The sequence below is a fragment of the Nitratidesulfovibrio sp. 1201_IL3209 genome, from assembly GCF_036763125.1.
Lineage (GTDB): Bacteria > Desulfobacterota > Desulfovibrionia > Desulfovibrionales > Desulfovibrionaceae > Cupidesulfovibrio.
In genome coordinates, this window is the sequence record NZ_JBAIYT010000004.1 from 1 (window position 1) to 21,706 (window position 21,706).

The 21,706-nt window shown below is 66.7% G+C and carries 19 protein-coding genes and 1 pseudogene; 9 read left to right on the plus strand and 11 right to left on the minus strand.

Annotated elements, in window-relative coordinates; genetic code table 11:
* The 5 genes and pseudogenes from V6B97_RS03600 to V6B97_RS03620 form a co-directional block, all read left to right on the plus strand.
* Positions 1–123 (plus strand): annotated as a pseudogene (locus V6B97_RS03600) (IS1595 family transposase); the annotation flags it as partial.
* Between the two features lie 134 nt (positions 124–257).
* Positions 258–1,727: a phospholipase D-like domain-containing protein gene (locus tag V6B97_RS03605; protein ID WP_333505131.1), complete on the plus strand. Its 1,470-nt coding sequence runs from the start codon at positions 258–260 to the stop codon at positions 1,725–1,727.
* A gap of 298 nt (positions 1,728–2,025) precedes the next feature.
* Positions 2,026–3,039 carry a zinc dependent phospholipase C family protein gene (locus tag V6B97_RS03610; RefSeq protein WP_333505132.1) on the plus strand — a complete coding sequence of 338 codons (1,014 nt, stop codon included), beginning with the start codon at positions 2,026–2,028 and terminating at the stop codon, positions 3,037–3,039.
* A gap of 199 nt (positions 3,040–3,238) precedes the next feature.
* Complete coding sequence (locus tag V6B97_RS03615; protein ID WP_333505133.1) at positions 3,239–3,544, plus strand: putative quinol monooxygenase; 306 nt, start codon at positions 3,239–3,241, stop codon at positions 3,542–3,544.
* A gap of 79 nt (positions 3,545–3,623) precedes the next feature.
* Entirely contained in the window at positions 3,624–3,917 is a 294-nt protein-coding gene (locus tag V6B97_RS03620; protein ID WP_333505134.1) for a hypothetical protein, read from the plus strand.
* Here the strand turns inward: V6B97_RS03620 and V6B97_RS03625 are convergent.
* From V6B97_RS03625 to V6B97_RS03645, 5 genes are all read right to left on the minus strand, one after another.
* A complete protein-coding gene (locus V6B97_RS03625; protein WP_333505135.1) occupies positions 3,887–4,723 on the minus strand; it encodes a hypothetical protein in 837 nt (278 codons plus the stop codon). The genes V6B97_RS03620 and V6B97_RS03625 overlap by 31 nt on opposite strands.
* A 1-nt stretch (position 4,724) precedes the next feature.
* Positions 4,725–4,958, minus strand: a complete 234-nt coding sequence (locus V6B97_RS03630) for a hypothetical protein (protein ID WP_333505136.1) — start codon at positions 4,956–4,958, stop codon at positions 4,725–4,727.
* 92 nt (positions 4,959–5,050) lie between these two features.
* Positions 5,051–5,386 (minus strand): hypothetical protein, encoded by a 336-nt coding sequence (locus tag V6B97_RS03635; protein WP_333505137.1) that lies wholly within the window; start codon positions 5,384–5,386, stop codon positions 5,051–5,053.
* Positions 5,387–5,428: 42 nt separating this feature from the next.
* A complete protein-coding gene (locus tag V6B97_RS03640; RefSeq protein ID WP_333505138.1) occupies positions 5,429–6,454 on the minus strand; it encodes a sulfite exporter TauE/SafE family protein in 1,026 nt (341 codons plus the stop codon).
* 30 nt (positions 6,455–6,484) lie between these two features.
* Entirely contained in the window at positions 6,485–6,784 is a 300-nt protein-coding gene (locus V6B97_RS03645; RefSeq protein WP_333505139.1) for a DVU0150 family protein, read from the minus strand.
* 279 nt (positions 6,785–7,063) lie between these two features.
* On the opposite strand from V6B97_RS03645, the gene V6B97_RS03650 reads away from it, so the two are divergent.
* Positions 7,064–9,721: a sigma 54-interacting transcriptional regulator gene (locus tag V6B97_RS03650; RefSeq protein ID WP_333505140.1), complete on the plus strand. Its 2,658-nt coding sequence runs from the start codon at positions 7,064–7,066 to the stop codon at positions 9,719–9,721.
* Between the two features lie 304 nt (positions 9,722–10,025).
* Here the strand turns inward: V6B97_RS03650 and V6B97_RS03655 are convergent, their stop codons facing one another.
* The 6 genes from V6B97_RS03655 to V6B97_RS03680 form a co-directional block, all read right to left on the minus strand.
* Positions 10,026–10,421 (minus strand): 4Fe-4S dicluster domain-containing protein, encoded by a 396-nt coding sequence (locus V6B97_RS03655; RefSeq protein WP_333505141.1) that lies wholly within the window; start codon positions 10,419–10,421, stop codon positions 10,026–10,028.
* A 16-nt stretch (positions 10,422–10,437) separates the two neighbouring features.
* Positions 10,438–11,514, minus strand: coding sequence for a hydrogenase large subunit (locus tag V6B97_RS03660; RefSeq protein WP_333505142.1), 1,077 nt, complete (start codon positions 11,512–11,514; stop codon positions 10,438–10,440).
* A 12-nt stretch (positions 11,515–11,526) separates the two neighbouring features.
* Positions 11,527–11,919, minus strand: coding sequence for an NADH-quinone oxidoreductase subunit C (locus V6B97_RS03665; protein WP_333505143.1), 393 nt, complete (start codon positions 11,917–11,919; stop codon positions 11,527–11,529).
* A gap of 124 nt (positions 11,920–12,043) precedes the next feature.
* A complete protein-coding gene (locus V6B97_RS03670; RefSeq protein ID WP_007524163.1) occupies positions 12,044–12,517 on the minus strand; it encodes an NADH-quinone oxidoreductase subunit B family protein in 474 nt (157 codons plus the stop codon).
* 15 nt (positions 12,518–12,532) lie between these two features.
* Complete coding sequence (locus tag V6B97_RS03675; protein WP_333505144.1) at positions 12,533–13,381, minus strand: respiratory chain complex I subunit 1 family protein; 849 nt, start codon at positions 13,379–13,381, stop codon at positions 12,533–12,535.
* A complete protein-coding gene (locus V6B97_RS03680; protein WP_333505145.1) occupies positions 13,381–15,327 on the minus strand; it encodes an NADH-quinone oxidoreductase subunit 5 family protein in 1,947 nt (648 codons plus the stop codon). Before V6B97_RS03680 ends, V6B97_RS03675 begins: the two co-directional genes overlap by 1 nt.
* An 824-nt stretch (positions 15,328–16,151) precedes the next feature.
* Between V6B97_RS03680 and V6B97_RS03685 the strand changes: the two genes are divergently transcribed.
* From V6B97_RS03685 to V6B97_RS03695, 3 genes are read left to right on the plus strand one after another with little or no spacing between them, the layout of a single operon-like run.
* Positions 16,152–17,132 carry a CerR family C-terminal domain-containing protein gene (locus V6B97_RS03685; RefSeq protein WP_333505146.1) on the plus strand — a complete coding sequence of 327 codons (981 nt, stop codon included), beginning with the start codon at positions 16,152–16,154 and terminating at the stop codon, positions 17,130–17,132.
* Entirely contained in the window at positions 17,129–18,496 is a 1,368-nt protein-coding gene (locus V6B97_RS03690) for an efflux RND transporter periplasmic adaptor subunit (protein WP_333505147.1), read from the plus strand. Before V6B97_RS03685 ends, V6B97_RS03690 begins: the two co-directional genes overlap by 4 nt.
* Positions 18,493–21,609: an efflux RND transporter permease subunit gene (locus tag V6B97_RS03695; protein ID WP_333505148.1), complete on the plus strand. Its 3,117-nt coding sequence runs from the start codon at positions 18,493–18,495 to the stop codon at positions 21,607–21,609. Before V6B97_RS03690 ends, V6B97_RS03695 begins: the two co-directional genes overlap by 4 nt.
* Positions 21,610–21,706 lie beyond the last annotated feature (97 nt).

Below are 21,706 nucleotides of genomic sequence, written 5' to 3' on the forward strand. Positions count from 1 at the left end.
GGGGTGAAGAGGAACTTCGAATTACACCTCAAAGAATGTGAATGGCGCTACAACAAGCCCCTGCCCCAACTCATTGCCGAAATGAAACGGCTGGTAGCAAAAAACAAAGACCTGATGGTCTAGAGCCATCCTAATTTGGAACCAATCCCTAGGAGTCGCTCCCGCATGGTCCGGAATACCTGCCACTCGCCGCGCGGGCCGGAACGCATCCCTTCCGGCCCGGCCCGCCGCCGCGCCGCAGTCCGGCGGGGTGCGGCATGACCCCCATCCCGGCGGCCACCCTGACCATCCTGCAATGGGTGCTCATTCCCGCCATGTACGGGGTGTCCGTGTATGCGGCGGGGCACGCCCTGCTGCACAAGCGCGACCCGCGCGCGGCGCTGGGCTGGATCGCCGTGTGCCTGACCTTTCCCGTGGCCGGGCCGCTGCTCTATTTCCTGTTCGGCATCAACCGCGTGCACAGCCGCGCCGCCCGCCTGCTGGAAGAATCGGAAACCCGCCGCCTGCGCGAGGGCGGCCGCCTGCACGGCGGACCGGCCCGCTACGAGCCGCCGGGGGCCATGCCCTCGGGCATCGTGCCTCCGCGCTACGAGCGGCTGGCCAGGGTGGGCTACGCGGTCACCGGCCGCCCCCTGGCCGGGGGCAACCACGTGCAGCCCCTGCACAACGGCGAGCAAGCCTACCCCGCCATGCTCGAGGCCATCGACAACGCCGAGCACAGCGTCTTCCTGACCACCTACATCTTCGGCACCGGGGACGCGGGCCAGCGCTTCGTGGACGCCCTGGCCGAGGCCGTGGCGCGCGGGGTGGACGTGCGGGTCATCGTGGACGGCGTGGGCGGCCTGTACCACTGGCCGCGCGCGTGGCGGCGCCTGGCCCGGCGCGGGGTGCGGGTGGAGCGCTTTCTGCCGCCGCACCTGGTGCCGCCGCAGCTTTCGGTGAACCTGCGCACCCACCGCAAGGTGCTGGTCTGCGACGGCAAGGTGGGCTTCACCGGGGGCATGAACATCGCCCAGAACCACATGGCCGCGCAGGGCTGCACCCGCTGCGTCACCGACCTGCACTTCCTGTTCAGCGGACCCATCGTGGCCCAGTTGCAGGAAGCCTTTCTGCGCGACTGGGGCTTCGTCACCGGCGAATACGCGCCCGGCCCCCCGGTGCGCGAGGAGCCCTGCGGCGATTCGCTGTGCCGCATGGTGCTGGACGGCCCCGGCTTCGGCTTCGAGCGGGTGCACGACCTGCTGGCGGGCGTGGTGGCCGGGGCGGAGCGGTCCATCCACATCATGACTCCCTATTTCCTGCCCTCGCGCGAGATGATCAGCGGGCTGCGCGCCGCCTCCCTGCGCGGGGTGGACGTGCATTGCGTGCTGCCCGGCCGCAACAACCTGCCCTTCGTGCACTGGGCCACCCGCAACATGCTGCCCTCGCTGCTGGAAAGCGGGGTGCGGGTGTACTACCAGCCGCCGCCGTTCTGCCACACCAAGCTGCTGCTCATCGACGGCTGCTACGCCCACGTGGGCTCGGCCAACATCGACCCGCGCAGCCTGCGCCTGAACTTCGAGCTGACGGTGGAGGTGCTGGACACCACCGTGGCCCGCCAGTTGGGGCACCACTTCGAGGCGGTGCGCGCCATGTCCGGCGAGGTGACGCCCGAATCGCTGACCGGCCGCAGCATGCCGGTGCGCCTGCGCGACGCGGTGTGCTGGCTGTTTTCGCCCTATCTGTAGGGACGGTCCCCGCCGTCCGCCGTTCTCCACCGGAAAAATCACCTGACACCGCGCGCGGACGGGTTTTGCAGCCCACCGGCATCATGGCGCTTTTCGCGGCGCAGGAACGGCCATCGCCGGGCGCACCGGCGCACGGCGGGTTGGCGAATGTGCGGAATGCAATGATGACGGAATGTTGCGAAGGCGCGTCCGGGCACGCCGGGCGGTCTGGCGGGGGACAGGCACGGGGTTGACACCCCTCGCAGGGGGATTAGTAAGGGGGCTCGCAACGCAGTTTTCCCGGAAGGTAGCCTTCGGAATGAATACGCCTCTCCCGCGCCCGGTTTCGTGCGGCATGCCGCGCGGCCGGGGCGCATCCGATACCGGTTTTCGCCTCTCGTTCCGTCCCCGCGATGTCCGTGGCGGCGCGTCCGCCCTCGGAACATCCCTGGCGTGGGCGTGCTGCGCCGTGCTGGCGGTGCTGTGCGTGGTGCTGCTGCCCGACGCGGCCTTCGCCTGGGGTCCCGGCGTGCACATGGTGGCCGCGCACTGGCTGCTGCAGAACGCCTCGCTCCTGCCCGCCGCCGTGGGGTCCGCCCTGCTGGCCCACCCGGACGCCTTCCTGTACGGCAGCCTTTCCGCCGACATCTTCATCGGCAAGGGCTGCACCGTCACCCCCGGCCACAGCCATAACTGGAGCACCGGCCACGCCCTGTACCAGGCGGCGGACACCCCGCGCCTGCACGCCTACGCCTGCGGCTACCTTTCGCACCTCGCCGCCGACACCGTGGCCCACAACCACTACGTGCCCACGCTGCTGGGGGGCACCCCCGGCACCGGCAAACTGAGCCACGTGTACATCGAACTGCAGGCCGACCGCATGGTGGAATGGGACGCGGCCGAGGCCGCCAGCCTGTTCCGCCTGCCCAACGGCGCGGCGGACCGCACCCTGCTCCAGGCCACCCACGGCGGCCATTGGCCCTTCGCCTTCAAGAAGCGGCTGTTCCGGGGCAGCCTGGCCGTCAGCGGCAAACAGTCGTGGCGGCGTTCGCTGCGCCTGATGCACCGGGTCATGCCCCATGCGGCGGACCGGGCCTACCTGCGCGACATGATCGACGTCAGCATGCGGGCCGTGGTGGACGTGCTGCGCGATCCGTACGGGTCGGCGGTGACGGGCATCGACCCCATCGGCAGCGATCATCTTGCCGAGGCCCGCGACGTGTGCCGGGGCGTGCGGCCCCTGGTGGCGCGCAGGCTGGACGGCGTGCGCTTTCCGCTGGACGCGCGGCTGGTGGACCTGCCCTACCTGCCGGTGCCGTGCCGGGCAGCCTGAGCGCCGTATCTTTGCACATGACGAAGCCGGGACGGCGGGAGCGATCCCGCCGTTTTTTCGTGGGTCAACAGTATCCTTTTGGTGCGTACTTGCCGGAACGTGTCCATTGAGCCACAGTGCGCCATGGCCTGCTGGTGGGCGCGACGTCCCCGGCGGGGCCATCACCAGATCACCGGAAGCAGCCCAAGGAGCACCGCCCATGTCCGAAGCCGATCACCCCGTGGCCGTCACCGCCATGCTCACCGCCCGCCCCGGCCGCGAAGCCCGCGCGGCGGAACTCATCGCGGGCATCGTGGCCGCCACCCGGCGTCATGCAGGCATGCTGCGCTACGAGGCGCAGCAGCAACTGGACGAGCCGCGCAATTTCACCTTCATCGAGCAGTGGACATCCAGGGACGCCCTGGACGCCCACCTGGCCACGCCCGACCTGCTGGCCTTCCGCGAGGCGGCGGCCGAAGTCTTCGAAGGCCCGGCCGACGTGCGGCTGTGGCGGCTGGTGAAGTAGGCGGGAACGATACGTTGGCCGGATCGCGGCGGCCCGGCGCGGCGCACCCCGCACCCCCGGAAGGGGAGGAGGAACCCCCATGGCGACCAACGTGACGACCATTCCCGGCCGGGTGGACATCGCCTCCACAGGGCAGTTCAGCGTGAACGTTCCCACCGTGGAGATGACGGCGGTGACCGACTACACGGGCCTTGTCTCCGGCGCCGGCGTGGACAAGTCCGGCCTGTTCGAGGTGTTTCACGGTCATCTGGACGCGGCCCTGCTGATCCGCCAATGCCCGTTGTGCATGGTGCCCGCGCCTTGCCGCCCTGTCCGTCCTTTCGGGCGCGGCCGTCGTTCCGCTCAGGACCAGGGCTTGAGCATCACCATGTAGTCGGGGCGGATGTTGCTGTCCAACGGCAGTATGGCGTGCGAGGTGTCCGCCTCCACCTTGTCCACTTCCGCCTCGTCCACGGGGTTCTTGTGCCGGTTCAGGATGACGAGCCTGCTGCCGACCGTGACCCCGTGTTCCGCGCCAAGGCCCACCAACATCTCCCAGTGCTGCTTGCGCCGCGTCAGCCGATAGATGGGGGCAATGCCCTGCGCGGCGAGGTCGCCGAGCCTGCGGCCGGAAATCCTGAAGCTGAGGTAGAAGCAGGCCGTCAGCGGAGGAATGATGCCGAACAGGATGTAGAACGGCGGGAATCCCAGTTGCCGCTGGCAGAACGTGGGAGCCACGGAATTGGCGGCGGCCTGGTCGCTGAACACGCGCAGGTCGTGAACCGGTTCCTTCTCGGCGGCGGGGTCTCCACGGCGGAACACCTGCAACATGTAGATGCCCGTGGGCGTGCCCGTCTCCACCCTGGCCAGGGCCCGCCAGTCGCGTCCGGCCACCTCGACGAACGTCAGCGACAGGCCCACGGCGTCGGTCCGGTAGTCCAGAAGCCTGCCTGCATCCTCCGGGCCTGTCTCCAGCGCGAATCCCGACCCCACGTCCACGGGCCTGGCCAGCTTGGCGGTCAGGTATTCCTCCTCGCCGCGCACCACCTGCAACGGTGTCCTGCCAAGAAAGCCCCCCGCCACGGTATCCATGAGGGCCAGGATCAGGAGCAGCAGCAGGCTTCTGCTCGCCAGGGTCAGGCCCTTCCAGGCGAGTTCGTCACGCCGGGCCAGGCGCGCGGCGTGCGGCAGCCCGTCCATGCTAGGCTCCCGTGGGAGCGGAAGGCGGAGGCACGTCGGCCAGGCGGCGGATCACTCGGCGGGAAGCGAAGACCGTGACCACGGCAAGGGGAATGAAGGTGCGCAGGAAGATTCCCGACAACTGCTCCGGGTCCTGGTGGCCGAGGTAGATGGCCAGGGCCAGTTCCGCCAGCAGCAGCACGTCCTGCGCCACCACCACCAGTGCCTGCTTCAGGTTGTACGAAGTTCTGCTCATGCGCCGCTCCTTGTGCGTGCCCGGAATGGTGGAAATGGCCCGCCCCCGTGAGGATGCGGTCAAGGGGGGCGGGGGCGGGCCGGGGGCAGGGGCTACTTCTTCATCAGGTTCTGCTTGGTGATGTTCATCACCTTCAGGGCAACCTTCTTGCCGCTTCCGGCTTCGTACGCGATGCGCAGGATGTCGCCGGGCACCGGGTCGATGCCGACCTTGGCCGTGGACACGTCCACGGTGGTATTGATGCCGGTGGGGTGACCGAACTTGTAGTCCTTGTCGAAGTTGATGTCGTATTCCTCGATGGTGATGGTCCTTGCCTCGACGTTGTTTTCCAGGCACTTGCCCTGGATGACTTCGGCGGCGAAGGCCGGGGCTGTCGCAAGCAGGCCGGAAAACAGCGCGGCTGCGATGAAGATGGTGAATTTCCTCATTTCTTCACTCCGTATTGCGTGTGCATCGTTGTCCGGCGGGTGTCAGTTGGCGGCCATGCCGGCGTGCTTCGTCCGCAGTTCGTTGGCGGCGCCGGCGAACATGATCTTGCATATCCACAGGCAGATGAGACCGATGGCGCCAAGGATGACCACGGCGGCCGCGGAGTTCATGTTGTTCTGCTTGAGGATGATGGAAACCATGCAGGCGAGGACCGCGAGGCCGAAGGCGATGCGGATGCCGGAGCCCTTGGCGTACTTGGTGGCCACGGTGCCGATCTGCGCGCCGATGGCGGCCCCGGTGAGCATCACGAACACGGCCACGATCTCGATGCGACCCTTGAGGGTGTAGGTGAAGGCGCCGTAAAGGCCGGAAATCATGACCTCGAAGAGGTCGGTACCCACGGCGATGTGGGTGGGGCAGCCGATGAGGTAGACCAGGGCGGGCATGCGTAGCAGGCCGCCGCCGATGCCCAGGAAACCGGCCAGCACGCCGGTGATGAGGCTGACCACGATGGGCAGCCACATGGAGCAGGTGATGCCGGCTTCGCGGAAGTGCATCATGGGCGGAATGTTGATGCGGTGCATGGTCTTGTACCAGGTGATGCCCTCCGCTCCGTGTTCGCCCAGTTCGCCGCGCTTGCGCTTGCCAGCGGCCTTTGCGTAGTCGGCGAAGACCATGAAGGCGATGAGCGCGAGCACCACCACGTACACCCAGCGGACCACGCTGCCCACCAGGCCGATCCGTTCCAGATGCATGACGATCTGCGCGCCGATCTCGATGCCGACCATGGTGCCCGCAAGCATGACGATGCCGAGCTTGTAGTCCACGTTGCCGAACTTGGAGTGCCGGATCGTGGAGATCATGGATTTGCCGGCGATGTGCGCGATGTCCGTGCCGATGGCGAAGGCCATCGGAAAGCCCAGGATGTTGAGGCCGGGGGTCACCATCCACGCGCCGCCCAGGCCGAAGAACCCGCCGATGACGCCCACCGAGAAGCCGATGAGCACAAGACCGGGCCACAGGATGTTCACGCCCGAGATGGGCATGTGCATGTACAACCATTCCATGTCTAGTTCACTCCTGGTGGTTTGGTCCGGTTAGTGCTCGATGATCTTGCGCTTGGTCAGGTCGATGCCGGTAGCCACCATGATGCGGTCCATGACGATGCCGAGAATGCACCCCAGCAGGCAGGTAAGCACCACGGCCCACACGGCGAAGATCAGGATGTCGGTGTTGTAGAGGTCCGCGAAGTACCGGTTCACGGGTGAAGTGAGCACCCGCGTATCCGCCACCACCACAAGTTCCGCCGCCTTGCCACCCGCCGCCCAGAGCGACGATGGCGCGAGCATGGGCACGAGGGCCGCCAGCCCGCCCAGCTTGGCCAGTTTCCTGTACATGTACTCCTCCGAAGGTATGGGGTTGTCCCGTTTCCGCCCGGCGCCATGCCGACACGTTGTTTCGGGGTGTGCTCCAAGGGATTGCAGGTCCACCTTCTCGCAAGAAGAGCAAACTCCAGACCATTCGAAGATTGGCAAACAGCATGGCGAGATAAAGGCTATTTTCTGTATTTATACATGGTTGCGGGAAATGGCTTGACGGTGCTTCTGGCATGAGATATCGCAAGAGAGGCGTGATCGTGGTTCCAACCAGCCGGATTTCAAGAAGGAGTTTTAGCAATGCCGGATATGAGGCTGCGCCTTTTTGAAAGTCTTTGGAATACGTTCAACTGGTTCAAGGACCTGACCCTCAAGGGCAAGCTCATGCTGGCCCTGCTGCCCCCCGTGGTCCTCACCCTGGCGGTCACCGGCTACCTCACCCATTTCCTCTCCAACACGTTCATCCAGACGGGGCTGGAGCGCATAGCGGCCATCCAGACCCAGGCCATGGCCAAGCAGGTCGAGGATTTCCTGGGGCATTGCAGGCAGGATCTGCTCATCGCCGAGCAGCAGGTGGGAGCGGACAGGTTTCTGCGGGGTTTTCTGGAACGGCGGCTGGCCATTTCCGGCACGAAATATTGCGAGCTTGCCAAAATCTCGCAAAAGGAAAGTGGCCACACCTTCTTTGTCATCAACGATGGCGAGATACTGAGCCTGCCGGAGAACAGGCTGGACAAGATCCACCCCAACCCGTTCCTGTTCATCGAAAAGCTGCCCCCGCTGGAACCCGGTGAAGTCTGGATATCGCCGGTCATGGAGGTGGAGTATCCCTTCCCCTCCGAAGCCAATCCCAACCGCAAGGTATCTTCCCAGGTCATCCGCATGGCCACGCCGTACGCCACGCCCGGGGGCGATCAAGGCCATCTGATCCTGGCCCTCGACGTGCGGCAGCTCCGTGATGTCCTTTCCCTTTACAGTTCGGCCCAGTCGCCGTTGCGGGGCGTGCAGCCCAGCGACGAAATACTGTACAGTTTCATGTTCGACATGGATGGCTGGGAGCTGTTCCAGTCCGAGGATATCGACAAGCCGGACCCGCCCCTGGCCACGTATCTCGCGCGCGCGGGGTTCGAGGGGACGCTGGGCAACCCCTATATTTCCTGTGCGTTCCGGCCCAGTTCGTTGCACAAGCAGTTCTGGAGGATGGTGCGCGAGGTGAACGAGGGCCGGGCCGGACTGGCGACCCTCACCGACGCCGATTTCACCGAGACCACTTCCCAGATGGGCATCCCGCGCGATTGCATCCAGGCCTACGCGCCCGTCCGGTTCACCCCGCGCCCGGGCCGGGACCCGGTGGTGTACGCCGGCGTGGCCACCTTGGACCGCAGCCAGCTTACGCTTACCGCGGGCTACCGCCATATCGACATCATGCTGCTCATCACGCTGTGCACCATCGCCCTGATCACCGCGCTGGTCTATCTGGTGAGCCGGGTCACCGCGAATCCCATCCTCAAGATGACGCAGGCCGTGAGCACCGCGTGGGCCTCGCAGGAAATGACCCCGGTGGACATCCCGCATTCCGGGTACGAGACGGGCATGCTCAGGGACGCGGTGAACAAGATGATCGAGCGCATGCGCTATCAGTCCGAACTCATCCGTTCCAAGGACGAGGCGTTGCGCGCCGTGAACATGCGGCGCAAGGCCGTCATCGATGACCTGCTGCAAGCGCAGATAGCGGAGGCATTGCAGGGCGACCTGCCCGAGTTCTGCGGCCTGGGGCCGAAAATGGAGCAACTGAAGAACGATGTGCTGAAGGCCGCGCGCGTGGACGTGGACGTGCTCATCGTGGGCGAAACCGGCACCGGCAAGCAACTTACGGCGGAGGCCATCCACCGTCACAGCCGCCGCTCCGGCGGGCCGTTCATCTGCGTGGACTGTGGCGCCCTGGACGAAAACCTGCTGCTCGACACGCTGTTCGGCCATGTGAAATGGGCCTTCACCGAGGCCAAGAATGAACGCAAGGGCGCCTTCCCCAACGCCAATGGAGGCACGCTTTTCCTCGACGAGATACAAACCGCCTCGCCCAAGGTGCAGCAGGCGCTGCTGCGCGCCGTGGCCATGCGGAAGATCAAGCCGCTGGGCAGCGATACGGAAATCGACGTGGATGTGCGCATCATCGCCGCCACCAACGTGAGCCTGGAGCAACTCATCGAGCGAAAGGCCTTTCGTGAGGACCTCTACTTTCGGCTCAAGGTCATTACCCTGTCCACGCCGCCCCTGCGTGAACACAAGGAAAGCATTCCGCTGCTGGCCGTGCGTTGCCTGGTGGACGCCGAGAGCAAGGTCGGCAAGCAGGGGCTGGGTTTCAGCAACGGTGCCATCGACAAGCTCATGGGGCACGACTGGCCGGGCAACGTGCGCGAGTTCATCAACCGTATCACCAACGCGGCGGTGATGGCCGAGAGCAATATCATCCAGGCCGAGGACATCGTGCTCGAAGGGGATGCGGGGCGCGTGTCTTCAGCGGATGCGGGAACGAGGCCGGGACGGCGGGGTGGCGTGGAGGGCCGGATGGCTGGTTCCGGAACACGGCAACCCGAGAGCGCCGGGCGGGACGGCCTGCCGGACGGGGGGGACGCCGGACTGCCTGCGGAGTACGTCGCCCATGCCCTGGATGATGCGGCGCAGGCCGGGGAGCATGCCCCGCACGACGGAGTTGCCGCACCGGTCAGGCACGCGTTGAACAAGCGCCAGCAGCAGGCCTACGAGCGCGTCCTCGCGCGCGGGTCCATCACCCGGCAGGAGTACCAGGACTGCATCGGCGGGCGGCTGCCGGTGCGCACGGCCAATCATGACCTGCACGACATGGTGAAGAAGAACGTGCTGGCCAAGGACGGCCAGGGGCCTTCCACGCGCTATGTCCTGGCGCCCCATGCGGGGAAGGCGGGAGGGGCGGGCTGACGCCACTCTGTGCACGGCGGGCGCATTGGGGTTCCCCGTAGGGCGGAAGAGGCGGAAAAAGCCTTTCGGGCTTCCGGCCGCCGCCCCGGCAAACCGTGCACGGGGATGGCGTCTAGTCGTGCAAACGTCGCGGGGCTGCGGGCAGACCGCCCAGCCCTGATTCACCTGCACCTTCCGAAACAGAGCGGGGCGTGGCTTGCGCCACGCCCCTTCCGTTCCGGGTCGTTTCTCCCCGCTTCCCGGTCAGCTCTCAAGGCAGCCGCACGTCCGGCATTCGCCGTGCCGGACACGCGGTCACGTTCGTCTAGGCTTCGGGAGCGGCGGCCTCGGCAGGCTTGTCGGCGCTCTTTTCGGCCTTCTTGGACTTTCTGGGCGTGCCCTTCAGGCTCACCACGAACTTGCTGGGCGAGGGCTTGCGATGGTTGTTCTCCATCGACAGGCAGTGCGTGGGGCACGCATCGACGCACACCGAGCAGTACACGCAAGCAAAGGGATCGCAATCCCAGACGCCTTCCTTGGGATCCACGGTGATGCACTGCGAGGGGCACTTGATCTGGCAGCTCTTGCAGAAGATGCAGTCGTGGATGTTGTTGACCAGTTTGCCGCGGAACCCCTCGAACGGCGCCCGCGTCTCGAACGGGTAGAGCCGGGTGGAATATTTCCCCATGATGTTCCGCAGCACGTTGCTGAGCATGTACATGGTCTTGTCTCCTTGCTTACCGCTCGGTGCAGCTGATGCACGGGTCGATGGTCAGGGCCACGATGGGCACGTCGGCAAGCTGCGCGCCGGGCAGCATGGCCAGAAGCGGCGGGATGTTGGCGAAGGTGGGCGTGCGGATGCGTACCCGCTCCATGTTCTTCGAGCCGTTGCCCTTGAGGTAGTAGAACAGCTCGCCGCGCGGCTGTTCCACGCGGCAGACCACCTCGCCGGTGGGCTTGCCGGGAACCTTGGTGGCAAGTTCGGTGTCGGGCAGGCGCGAAATGGCCTGACGCACGAGATCCATGGATTGCAGCGTTTCCATGAACCGGACCTTGGTACGGGCCCAGCAGTCGCCCTCGGGCGAGGTGACGGGCTCGAAGTCCAGTTCGCCGAAGGCCGCGTAGCCAAGCTGGCGGGCGTCCAGGGCCACGCCGCTGCCGCGCAGGGTGGGGCCGGCCGCGCCGAGTTGCAGGGCCTGCTCGCCCGTCAGCACGCCGATGCCCACGGTGCGCTTCTTCACGGTGTAGTCGTCGAGCATGGTCTTCATCAGCTGGCGCAGTTCCTTTTCGAGCTTGTCCAACTCGTCGAGGATCCAGCGCTGCTGGGTCTTGTCGAGGTCGCGGCGCACGCCGCCCACCACGTTGACCGAGATGACCACGCGGTTGCCCGCCGTGGCTTCGTTGATGTCCATGACGCGCTCGCGGATCTTCCAGAACTGCATGAACAGGCTTTCGAAGCCGAAGCCGTCGGCGAACAGGCCGAGCCACAGCAGGTGGCTGTGGATACGGTGCAGTTCCGACCAGATCACCCGCAGGTATCTGGCGCGGTCGGGCACCTCGACGTTCATCATGGTTTCAAGGCCGTGGCAGTAGCACATGGCGTGGATGCACGAACAGATGCCGCACACCCGTTCCACGATGTAGACCATCTGGTTGTAGTCGCGGATGCTGGCGAGGGTTTCGAGGCCGCGATGCACGTAGCCCAGCGCGGGCACGGCTTCAACGACGGTCTCGTCCTCGACGACCAGTTTCAGGTGCAGGGGTTCCGGCAGGACCGGATGCTGCGGACCGAAAGGAATGATGGTGCGGGACATGAGACCTACCTCTTAATCCTTTTTCTGGATGGTGGAGATCTTGCAGAACGGCGCCGACATGGTCGAGGTGATCTCGTCGTCCAGGTACAGGGTGCGGTTGAAGTCCAGCACCAGGCCGTCGAACTGCAGGTTGAAGTGGTCGCGCGACTCGTTCTCGACCAGCAGCGCGGCGAAGTAGACGGGCGAGATGCTGGGCACCGGCTGGTCCTTGGGATGGGTCAGCCGGAAGTGGGTCATCTCGTTCTCTTTGTCGTAGTGGTAGAAGATATCCACGTTGCCGTCGCCAAGGTCCACCACGGACATGGTGACCAGGCGGTAGCCCTGGTCGAACATGCTCTTGGCCTGCGCGACCACGGCGTCGGCGGCGATGGGCGTTGCGTTCAGTATTTCGCTGTGCGTGGGCATTGCTGTCCTCGTTGCCCCGTGCCGGGGCTCGCCGGTCGTTCCGGCGCTTGAGGGTTCGCGCCCGTCCCGTCCACGGAGTGCGGAAGGACGGCGCGGACGTCGGCGGGGCACCCCGCCGTGCGGCCTAGTCGATGACGGTCACCTTGGGCATCTCGCCAAGGCCGAGCTTGGCCTTCACCACGTCCAGGGCGGTGACGACGCCGTCGATGATGGCGTCGGGCTTGGCCGGGCAGCCGGGCACGTACACGTCCACCGGGATGACCTGGTCGACGCCGCCCACCACGTTGTAGCACTCGCGGAACACCCCGCCCGAGGTGCCGCACGCCCCGATGGCGATGACGGCCTTGGGGTCGGGCATCTGGTCGTAGATGTTCTTCAGCACCTTCTTGTTGCGGTGGTTCACCGTGCCGGTGACCAGCAGCACGTCGGCATGCTTGGGGTTGCCCACGTTGATGATGCCGAAACGCTCCACGTCGAAGACGGGGGTAAGGCAGGCCAGCACCTCGATATCGCAGCCGTTGCACGACCCGCAGTCGAAATGCACGACCCACGGGGACTTCAGACGGCCCTTGTTGATCCAGTTCTCAAGCAGACCCATTATCGCCTCCTCCCCTTAGCTGACGTAGAGCCAGAGCAGGTTGAACACCGACAACACAAGACCCACGCCCAGCGCGTTCTTGAGCATCCACGGCCACGTCATGCGCGCGCAGATGTTGTCGATCAGGATTTCCGCCGCGTAGGTCACCACCAGCAGGACGAGCATGCCGACGATGCTGGTGTGCCAGAACAGCGAGCACAGACCGAGGATGAGCACCACGTCGAACCAGTGGCCGATTTCCAGCAGCGCCAGGTGCGGCCCCGAGTATTCGGTCAGCACGCCGCGCACCAGTTCCTGGTGGGCATGGTGGCAGGCCGAGATGTCGAAGGGCGACTTGCGCAGCTTGATGGTCAGCGCGTAGCCCAGCGCGATGAACAGGAAGGGCATGCTGAGCAGCAGCGGCGTGTCCATGGCGTAGACGTCGGCGATCTTGAAGCTGCCGGTGGCCATGGAGATACCCACGAACACCACGATGATCAGCGGCTCGTAGGCCAGCATCTGCAAGAGTTCGCGCTGGGCGCCCACCTGGGCGTAGGGAGAGGGCACGGACAGCGCGCCCACCACCTGGAACACCGCGCCGATGGTCATGACGAAGAAGAGCAGCAAGAGGTCGCCCTGCATGAAGAACAGGAACACGGCCAGGGCGGAGGACATCACGTAGATGTAGGCCGACATGACCTGCCACGAGTTGACCACCATGGGCGCCTTGCCCAGCAGCTTCAGCACGTCGTAGAAGGGCTGGAGGACGGGCGGCCCGAAGCGGGACTGGAGGCGGGCGGTGACGCGGCGGTCGACCCCGGCCAGAAGGCCCCCGAGCACCGGGGTGAGGGCAAGCCCGATGAGAGCGGCGACGAACGTGAACATTACAGCACCCCCCCGAGCATGACCGCAAGCAGCACGATGGCGATCACGTTGATGGACTTGGACAGCCTGGATTCACCGAACAGGGCTTCCAGGTAGTAGTTGCCCGCGGCGGTCTCCACGAACCCGTTCATGGGGCCGTTGAAGCCGATCTTGCCGTTCTCCACCCGCTGCGAGCCGCCCATGTAGGGCAGGCTGGCCGCTTCGGGGCCGACCTTCTTCGCCGCGCGCAGGGCGTACACGAAGCCCACGCCCAGCAGCAGGAACAGCGGGTACACCGCGAACACGCCGGCGTTGTTCTCGAACACGCCCATGGAGACGGTGTAGGCGGACGCCTTGGCGTACAGGGCCGTGGCCGGGGCCACCAGCATGCTGTAGACGAAGGGCGAGAGCAGCGACAGGCCCACGGCTCCGGCGGCCAGCAGCAGCAGCGGCAGGCGCACGGAGAAGGGCTGGTGTTCGGCGGGCGGGTTTTCGCCCGGCATGGTGGAGCCCAGCATCACGCCGGCCCAGCGGGCCCAGAACAGCACCGTCAGGGCGCTGCCGAGGGCTAGCATGATCACCAGCGGGGGCATGGCGGCGGTGGCGGTGGCGGCGGATTCCAGCGCCATCCACTTGGCCAGCAGCATGCCGAAGGGCGGCAGCATCATGGTCACGATGCCGATGACGGTGATCACCGCGGTGCGGGGCATCACCTTGAACAGGCCGCGCATGGCCTCGATGTCGCGCGAGCCGATCTTCTGCTCGATGGCGCCCACGCACAGGAACAGCAGGCCCTTGGAGATGGCGTGGAAGATGATCAGCATCACGGCGGCGGCGATGGCGGCCGAGGTGTTGATGCCCGCGCAGGCGATGATCAGGCCCAGGTTGGCGATGGTGGAGTAGGCCAGCACCTTCTTGCCGTTGCTCTGGCCCACGGCCAGGGCGGAGGTGGTGATGAAGGTGAACGCGCCGAAGATGGCCACGGCGGCGGACAGCATGGTGCCTTGGTAGGCCGGGGCCATGCGGATGACCAGATACACGCCCGCCTTGACCATGGTGGAGGAGTGCAGCAGCGCGGAGACCGGGGTGGGCGCCACCATGGCGCCGCACAGCCAGCTCTGGAAGGGCACCTGCGCGGCCTTGGTGAAGCCCGCGAAGCACAGGAAGGCCATGGGCAGCAGCAGCGCCGCGGTCTTCATGCCCGGGGCGGACGCCTGGGCCAGGATGTCCTGCACCGAAAGGGTGCCCGCGCTCTTCTGCAGGAACATGAGCGCGGCCACGAAGGCGACGCCGCCCGCCATGTTCATCCACAGGGCGAGGGTGGCGTTTTTCTTGGCCTCGTCGGTGCCGTCATGCCCGATGAGCATGAACGAGCACAGGGTGGTCACTTCCCAGAAGAAGTACATCCACGACAGGTTGTTGGCCAGCACCAGGCCGTTCATGGCGCCCAGGAAGAGCAACATGAAAAAGAAGAACCGCGGCTGGCGGCTCTTGGCGAGATGCAGGTGTTCCTCGTGTTCCTTCATGTAGCCGAGGCCGTAGAAACAGATCAGGCCCCCCACGATGGAGATGATCAGCACCATGGTCAGCGACAGGCTGTCGGCGTAGAAGCCGGTGACCTGCGCCCCGTGGTCCATCAGGAAGAAGTCCAGATAGACCATGCCGAGCACCTGCAGCGCCGTGAGCCCCATGATGAGCAGGTGGCCCATGCGCAGCGCGATGAGGAAGATGAACCCGAGCAGGGCGAAATCAAGGACGGTGATCAGGCCGTTGAGGCTGATGCCAAGAATGGCTTGGGGCGAGTAGGAGAACGAGCCGAGGCCCGCCAGTCCCACCGCCGCCGCGGCGGTTATCGCCACCGATACCGGGACGATGATGTTGCGCGCGGCGTCGCCCCTGACGAAATAGACCGCCAGGGCAGCTAAGAGTGGAAACACGACGCTTCCGAAGACAAGGGTGTCCAGCATACGCACCTCGTAACAAAGGACAAAGGAGAGCTGCGACACCTCCGGGTGGATGTCGCCGCTCACGGATTGCATGCCCCTACAGGCATGGGCCCTTGGATTCCCGCACGGATTCTATGTCCCGCCAACACGGAAACGTCAAGGGAATTGTAAGGGAGTACAGGTGGTTGGTCGCACAGTCCAATTGGCAGGTAGGAATTAGCGCAGGTCTCTTATGTTAGCATTGCTTTTATTTGCGCAAGCATGGCGGGTGATCGGGGGTGCGCGAACGTTCCGGAATGCGCGTTGTGCCGCAGGGGGCGCGGCGCGGGTGCGGCCAGACGGGGCCAGCGTGGGTCGGACGGGGTCGGACGGGGTCGCACCGGCAGGCAAGGGGGGGAGGCCCGGACGCGTGGGCGATGCTGTCCTGCGCGGCGTGCGGAGAGGGGGGCCGCGCGTTTCGGGGGCCAGATCAGGCTGGACCCGGCCGGACCCGACCGGACCCGGCGGTCCGCGCGGCGGTCCGCATCCGTTGCCGCTGGCGGCTCGGGGGGCGGAAACGGGCATCGCGCCGGGTCATGGGCGCGGCAAGGCGGCCTGCGGAGCATGTGACGAACGGGCACAAGCGGGCCGCCGGGTGGAACCGCCGCGAAGGTTCCGCAGATGGGCATGTATTACAATGCGTTGACGGCCTATTGACTTTCTTAAACACTCGTTTAAGTAGGCCGAACGCCCTCCGGAGAAGACCGGAGATACCCGGCCCCTCCCGTGGGCCCGCACACGGCCCGCCAGCCCGGGCCGCTCCCTTTTTGCCGTGGCCCCCGTGGCCGCGCCCTTCCGGATACTTCATGCACGACGTCCTGCCGGACCGCAGAACTCCCGCCACCCCTCGGCGCAGCTCGCGCACGATGGATGGCAGCCGGGGCACGCCCGCGTCCGCGCGGGGTTCCGCCACTCCGGCCCCGAACCGTCCGCCGGACCATCCGCCGGACCACCCTGTGGAGGACGGCCACGCCCCGGACAGCCGGGCGCGCATCCTGGCCGCCGCGGGCGAGACCTTTGCGGAACTGGGCTTCCACCGCGCCTCGCTGCGCGAGATATGTCGGCGCGCGGGCGTCAACGTGGCCCTGGTGAAGTACCACTTCGGCGACAAGAAGGGCCTGTACCGCGCGGTGTTGCTGCAACCTTTTCCCGAGCCCGCGCTGCCCCCGTCCGGCCCGTCCGGTGAATCCGGCCTGTCTGATATATCGGGCACATCGGGCACATCGGGCGCATCGGGCGCATCGGGTGGACCCGGCACGCCCGTGCCCACGCCCGGCGAAGGTTCCGGCACGGCGTCCGCTCCGGCCGACCCGGAAGTCCGGCTGCGCGCCTTCATCCATTCGCAACTGCACCGCACGCGCGGCTCGCGCCGGCCGGAATGGTACAATCGGCTGCTCATCCGCGAGATGACCGACCCCACCGGCGTCATCGGCGACATCGTGGGCAAGGTCATCGGCACGCGGGCGGGCTATCTGGCGGAAACGGTGCGCGAACTGCTGGGCGAGCAGGAGCGCAGCCGCGCCGTGGCGCTGTGCGCGTTGAGCGTGGTGGGGCAGAGCCTGCACCACCACTTCGCGCGGAACGTCATTCCGCTGCTGTACCCGGAAATTTCGTACGATGCCGCCAGCCTCGACGAGTTGGAGGAACATATCACCGCCTTTTCCCTGGCGGGCATCGCCGCCCTGCGCGAGCGACTGCGCGCCCCGCAGCCCGAATCCCCCGACGACGCGACGTCGCGCGCCGCATCCACCACCCCCACTCCCAGCCGCCAACGGAACCCCGCATGAACACCGACGTCCAGTCCAAACCCCGATTCCGGACCAGCACCGTTGCCCCGTCTCCCGCTGCGCCGGCCCGGAGCGTGGCGCCCTTCGTGACGGCCCTGCGCGCCCTGCGCGCACTGATCGCACTGACGGTCCTGCTGCCGTTGCTGGCCGCGCTGGCGGGCTGTTCCGGCGGCGACGACGCCGCCAAGGCCAAGCAGCAGAAGCGTCCCGTGCCGGTCACCACGGCCCTGTCCGAAAAGCGCGACCTGCCCGTGGTGGTGCGCACCGTGGGCAACGTGGAGCCCTACGCCACGGTGTCCGTGAAGTCGCGCGTGGACGGCCAGATCGTGGGCGTGCACTTCAGGGAAGGGCAGGACGTGCGCAAGGGCGACCTGCTGTTCTCGGTGGACCGCCGGGCCCTGGAGGCCGCCCTGAACGAGGCCCAGGCCCGGCTGCAACGCGACCGCGTGCTGCTGGCCAAGGCCGACGAGGACGTGCGCCGTTTCGAAACCCTGGTGGCCGACGGCTACGTCAGCCGCGAGCAGTTCGAGCAGTACCGCTCCACGGCCGATTCGCTGCGGGCCACGGTGCGCGCCGACGAGGCCGCGGTGGAGACGGCCAGGGTGCAGCTTTCGTATTCCACCATCACCGCGCCCATGTCGGGTCGCGCCGGGCAGGTCAAGGTGGACCAGGGCAACATGGTGCGGGCCGGGGCGGACACGGTGCTGGTGGTCATCGACCAGATAGAGCCCATCTACGTGGGCTTCGCCCTGCCGGAAATGCACCTGGCCGCCGCCCGCGCGCGCATGGCCGCCGGGGGCGTGCCGGTGGAGGCGCGGGTGCCCGGCCCCGGCACGGGAGAAGGCGGCAAGGCCGACGGCGGTCCCGGTACGGGCACGGCCGTTTCCGCGCGCGGCGCGGTGACCTTCGTGGACAACGCGGTGAACACCGCCACCGGCACCATCCGCATGCGCGGCACCTTCGCCAACGAATCGCGGGTGCTGTGGCCCGGCCAGTTCGTGGACGTGTACGTGGAACTGGGCATCCTGCCCGGCGTGGTGGTGGTGCCCTCGCAGGCGGTGCAGACCGGCAGCCAGGGGCTGTTCGCCTACGTGGTGGGCCGGGACGACACCGTACAACTGCGCAAGGTGCGCACCGGCCTTGCGTACGGCGGCCTGGTGGTGGTGGAGGAGGGCGTGGCCGAGGGCGAGCGGGTGGTGGTGGACGGCCACCTGCGCCTGACCCCCGGCGCGGTGGTGGAGGAAAAGGCCCCCGCCGGTGAGGTTCCCGCCGCCCAGTCCTCTCCGTCCGGCCAGCCCGGCCAGCCCGGCCAGAAGGTCGAATCCGGCGGCAAGGGCGCGGCCCCGGCGGAGGCGCGCCAGTGAACATCGCGGCGTTCTTCATCCGCAGGCCGGTGACCACCTGTCTGGTCATGCTGGCCATGTTCCTGTTCGGGGTGGTGGGCTACCGCAACCTGCCGGTCAGCGACCTGCCCAACGTGGACTTTCCCACCATCCAGGTGACGGCCGAGCTTTCCGGGGCCGACCCGGAAACCATGGCCAGCGCCGTGGCCACCCCGTTGGAACGCCAGTTCGCCACCATCGCGGGCATCGACTCCATGACCTCGTCGAGCACGCTGGGGCGCACCCGCATCACCATCCAGTTCGCCCTCGACCGCGACATCGACGCGGCCGCGCTGGACGTGCAGTCGGCCATCTCGCAGGCGCAGCGCCGCCTGCCCGACGACATGACCACGCCGCCTTACTTCCGCAAGGTCAACCCCGCCGACCAGCCCATCCTGTACATCGCGCTCACCTCGCCCACCCTGCCCCTGTCGCAGGTGAACGAATACGCGGACACCATGCTGGCCCAGCGCATCTCCATGGTGGCCGGGGTGGCCCAGGTGCAGGTGTACGGTTCGCAGAAGTACGCGGTGCGCGCCCAGGTGGATCCGCGCGCCCTGGCCACGCGCGGCCTTGGCCTGGACGAGGTGGCCACGGCCATCGCCGACTCCAACGTCAACCTGCCCACCGGCACCCTGCAGGGCGACCACACCTCGCGCAACATCCAGGCCAGCGGCCAGCTGTTCGACGCGGCCTCGTACCGGCCCATGGTGGTGGCCTGGCGCGACGGCGCGCCGGTGCGCCTGGGCGAGCTTGGCCGGGTCATCGACAGCGTGGAGCAGGACAAGCAGTTCACCTGGTTCAACGACACGCGCGGCATCGTGCTGGCCGTGCAGCGCCAGCCCGGCTCCAACACCGTGGCCGTGGTCAACGCGGTGAAGGACCTCCTGCCCTCGTTCGAGCGGCAGTTGCCCGCGTCCGTGCACCTGAACGTGATGTACGACCGCTCGCAGACCATCCGAGAATCGGTGGACGACGTGAAGTTCACCCTGGTGCTCACCGTGTTCCTGGTGGTGCTGGTGATCTTCCTGTTCCTGCGCAGCCTGTCGGCCACGGTCATCCCCAGCCTGGCCCTGCCCATGTCGGTGGTGGGCACCTTCGCGCTGATGTACGTGTTCGGGCACAGCCTGGACAACCTGTCGCTGATGGCCCTGACCCTGGCCGTGGGCTTCGTGGTGGACGACGCCATCGTCATGCTCGAGAACATCGTGCGCCACAAGGAAATGGGCAAGCCGGTCATGCAGGCGGCCCTGGACGGCTCGAAGGAGATCGGCTTCACCATCATCTCCATGACCATCTCGCTGGCGGCGGTGTTCATCCCCGTGCTGTTCATGGGCGGGGTGGTGGGGCGACTGTTCCGCGAATTCTCGGTGGTCATCATGGTGGCCATCGGCCTGTCGGGCGTGGTTTCGCTGACCCTCACGCCCATGCTGTGCAGCCGTTTCCTGAAGCCGCACGGCGCCGAGCGCCACGGCCGCGTGTACAACGCGCTGGAGGCGTTCTTCGACGGGCTGCTGCACATCTACGAGCGCACCCTGCGCTTCACCACCCGCCATCACTTCATGACCTTTCTGGTGTCGCTGGGGGTGTTCGGGCTGACGGCCTGGCTGTTCGTGGTCATGCCCAAGGGCTTTCTGCCCAGCGGCGACACGGGCCAGCTTTCCGGCTTCACCGAGGCGGACCAGTCCATCTCGTTCGACGCCATGGTGCGCAACCAGACCGCCCTGCACGCGGTGCTGGCGGAGGACCCGGCCATCGCCTCGTTCACCTCCATCGTGGGCGCGGGCGGTCCCAACCTTGGCGGCAACGCCGGGCGGCTGGTGATCATGCTGAAGGACCGCCACGAGCGCAAGGAAACCCCGGAACAGGTCATCCAGCGGCTGCGCCCGAAACTGAACACCCTGCCCGGCATCCAGGCCTTCGTGTCCAATCCGCCGTCCATCAACATCGGCGGCCGCACCACCAAGAGCCTGTACCAGTACACCATCCAGGGGCCGGACACCGAGGAACTGTACCGGGTGGCCCCCCTGCTGGAAGAACGCATGCGCACCCTGCCCGGGTTGCAGGACGTGACCAGCGACCTGCAACTGAAGAACCCCGAGGTGCGCGTGACCATCCACCGCGACAAGGCGGCGGCCCTCGGCGTATCGGCCCAGCGCATCGAAGAGGCGTTGCAGTCGGGGTTCAGTTCGCGGCAGGTGTCCACCATCTACGCGCCCACCAACGACTACGCCGTGCTGCTGGAACTGCTGCCGGAATACCAGCGCGACGCCTCGGTGCTGCCGCTTTTGTACGTGCGGGCCAATTCCGGCATGCTGGTGCCGCTGGACACCCTGGCCAGCCTCAGCGAAGGGGTGGGGCCGCTGTCGGTGAACCATTCCGGCCAGTTGCCCTCGGTGACCGTGTCCTTCAACCTGCGGCCCGGCGTGGCCCTGGGCGAGGGGGTGGCGCAGGTCGAGCAGGTGGCCTCGCCCCTGCTGCCCGCCGACGTGGTGGGCTCGTTCCAGGGCACGGCGCAGGCCTTCCAGAACTCGTTGCAGGGCATGGCCGTGCTGCTGGTCCTGGCGGTGTTCGTCATCTACATCGTGCTGGGCATCCTGTACGAGAGCTTCATCCATCCGCTGACCATCCTTTCGGGCCTGCCTTCGGCGGGCATGGGCGCGCTGCTCACGCTGATGTTCTTCGGGTACGACCTGAACCTGTACGCCTTCGTGGGCATCATCATGCTCATCGGCATCGTGAAGAAGAACGCCATCATGATGATCGACTTCGCCATCGAGTCCGAGCGCGTGGAGGGCCGCGCACCGGCCGACGCCATCTTCCACGGCTGCCTGGTGCGCTTCCGGCCCATCATGATGACCACCATGGCCGCGCTCATGGGCGCGCTGCCCATCGCCGTGGGCTTCGGCGCGGGCGCCGAGGAACGCAGGCCGCTGGGCCTGGCCGTGGTGGGCGGCCTGATGGTGTCGCAGCTGCTGACCCTGTACATCACCCCGGTGTACTACATGTACCTGGACAGGCTGAGCCGTTGGCTGCAACGCAAGATGGGGCGCGCGCTGGGCAACGAGCGGGCCGTCACGCAACCGCAGGCGTAGCCCGGTTGCGGGCGCGGACACACGGATACGGACAGGTGGACACGCCGACGAAACCGGCGATACGAATGGGCTCATGACGAAACACCCCGCCGATGCA

Excerpts from the sequence above, each read along its gene's own strand:
- V6B97_RS03605 (WP_333505131.1), top strand. The coding sequence starts at position 258 with ATGACCCCCATCCCGGCGGCCACCCTGACCATCCTGCAATGGGTGCTC.
- V6B97_RS03610 (WP_333505132.1), top strand. The coding sequence starts at position 2,026 with ATGAATACGCCTCTCCCGCGCCCGGTTTCGTGCGGCATGCCGCGCGGC.
- V6B97_RS03615 (WP_333505133.1), top strand. The coding sequence starts at position 3,239 with ATGTCCGAAGCCGATCACCCCGTGGCCGTCACCGCCATGCTCACCGCC.
- V6B97_RS03620 (WP_333505134.1), top strand. The coding sequence starts at position 3,624 with ATGGCGACCAACGTGACGACCATTCCCGGCCGGGTGGACATCGCCTCC.
- V6B97_RS03625 (WP_333505135.1), bottom strand. The coding sequence starts at position 4,723 with ATGGACGGGCTGCCGCACGCCGCGCGCCTGGCCCGGCGTGACGAACTC.
- V6B97_RS03630 (WP_333505136.1), bottom strand. The coding sequence starts at position 4,958 with ATGAGCAGAACTTCGTACAACCTGAAGCAGGCACTGGTGGTGGTGGCG.
- V6B97_RS03635 (WP_333505137.1), bottom strand. The coding sequence starts at position 5,386 with ATGAGGAAATTCACCATCTTCATCGCAGCCGCGCTGTTTTCCGGCCTG.
- V6B97_RS03640 (WP_333505138.1), bottom strand. The coding sequence starts at position 6,454 with ATGGAATGGTTGTACATGCACATGCCCATCTCGGGCGTGAACATCCTG.
- V6B97_RS03645 (WP_333505139.1), bottom strand. The coding sequence starts at position 6,784 with ATGTACAGGAAACTGGCCAAGCTGGGCGGGCTGGCGGCCCTCGTGCCC.
- V6B97_RS03650 (WP_333505140.1), top strand. The coding sequence starts at position 7,064 with ATGCCGGATATGAGGCTGCGCCTTTTTGAAAGTCTTTGGAATACGTTC.
- V6B97_RS03655 (WP_333505141.1), bottom strand. The coding sequence starts at position 10,421 with ATGTACATGCTCAGCAACGTGCTGCGGAACATCATGGGGAAATATTCC.
- V6B97_RS03660 (WP_333505142.1), bottom strand. The coding sequence starts at position 11,514 with ATGTCCCGCACCATCATTCCTTTCGGTCCGCAGCATCCGGTCCTGCCG.
- V6B97_RS03665 (WP_333505143.1), bottom strand. The coding sequence starts at position 11,919 with ATGCCCACGCACAGCGAAATACTGAACGCAACGCCCATCGCCGCCGAC.
- V6B97_RS03670 (WP_007524163.1), bottom strand. The coding sequence starts at position 12,517 with ATGGGTCTGCTTGAGAACTGGATCAACAAGGGCCGTCTGAAGTCCCCG.
- V6B97_RS03675 (WP_333505144.1), bottom strand. The coding sequence starts at position 13,381 with ATGTTCACGTTCGTCGCCGCTCTCATCGGGCTTGCCCTCACCCCGGTG.
- V6B97_RS03680 (WP_333505145.1), bottom strand. The coding sequence starts at position 15,327 with ATGCTGGACACCCTTGTCTTCGGAAGCGTCGTGTTTCCACTCTTAGCT.
- V6B97_RS03685 (WP_333505146.1), top strand. The coding sequence starts at position 16,152 with ATGCACGACGTCCTGCCGGACCGCAGAACTCCCGCCACCCCTCGGCGC.
- V6B97_RS03690 (WP_333505147.1), top strand. The coding sequence starts at position 17,129 with ATGAACACCGACGTCCAGTCCAAACCCCGATTCCGGACCAGCACCGTT.